The sequence below is a fragment of the Lentiprolixibacter sp. genome, assembly GCF_982873095.1.
In genome coordinates, this window is sequence record NZ_CEYNTP010000042.1 from 13,350 (window position 1) to 14,529 (window position 1,180).

The 1,180-nt window shown below is 49.8% G+C and carries 1 protein-coding gene; it reads right to left on the bottom strand.

Annotation, left to right across the window (positions count from 1 at the left end; genetic code table 11):
• Window positions 1–1,180, bottom strand: a 1,180-nt coding sequence (locus AC4E7D_RS04405; RefSeq protein WP_490172596.1) for a SecDF P1 head subdomain-containing protein, incomplete at both ends; no start/stop codon positions are given.

The following is a 1,180-nucleotide window of genomic DNA, read 5'->3' on the forward strand; positions in this document are numbered from 1 at the left end:
TCAATAGCCTCCTGACCCAGTGATGGTCCAACTACAAAGGAATCGATGATCTCCGCAGAAGCAGGCAGCTTACCTGCCCGCAGGACATTGGCAATATCCTTGGTTTCGTTAATGGTAAAGGTTCCGGTAATCTCCGAACTTCCCCCGGAGATCCCACCAACGGTAGTAACACCAGGAGCGGTGTATACCTTGTTGTCCAAAACAATGGCAATCCCTGTATTGTTCAGGTTAGCCTCGTTTGTGAGCTTCTCCCACTCCTTGGCACCTTTTACATTCATGTCCATTCCAACAGCGGGACGGTTGAACTGGTCAAACTGGTCACGCGCATCGCTAACCACATCCCCACTTATCCTTGGGACATTGTCCCGATTGGATTTCAGGGCGAACAGTGCAGCTACTTCAGATCCTTTGGAAGGACGTTCCCACAGGAACTTTGTAAACTGAATTTCCGCGGGAAGTAACCTGCGTATTTCAGGCATACGCAGCCAGCCCCCGATCTCTGCAGTATCTTTGATTGCAGCTATTCCAACTGCAAATCCTGGTCCGCTGAGCTGTAATTTTTCAAAAAGCGGATTGCGCTCCGTGGCGAGGTCCAGGGAATCCTGTGCTACGTCTGATAAGAGGGAGTCGATCTCCGATTCCTCTTTAACAATATCCTCTTCTGAGGGAGCTACGATGTCCTTGAGCCTGTCGTTGGCCTGGATAAAGAAATTGATCAGGCTCTGGTTACCGGGTTCATAGGTTTCCCAGAATTCGAGCTGGGCTGTACTGGACAGCAGGTCACGTGCCCTTGCGATATCCCGTGCCCCGGGAAGTTCTACCACTATCCGGCCCGAATTTCCTTCTCGCTGGATATTGGGTTGGGTGACCCCAAAACCGTCGATCCGTTCACGTAGTACCTCAAATGCAGAAACCACAGATTCATCGATCTTCCTCCTGATAATGGGTTTTACCTCATCATCGCTCATCTGGAAGTTGATCTCATCACTAAGTCCCTTGTTGGCGAAAATATCCGGGTCCGCCAGTCGGGCATCCCCTTTTATATTCTCAAAGGCGTCAAAAAACAGGTTCAGATAGGTATCGTCACTATTCTTTGAAGCAACATCCGCATCGGCCAGGGCTTTGTTAAAGATGGGATTCTTGGTGTTCGCTGCAAGGCCCTTAAGAATGTCTTTTACCG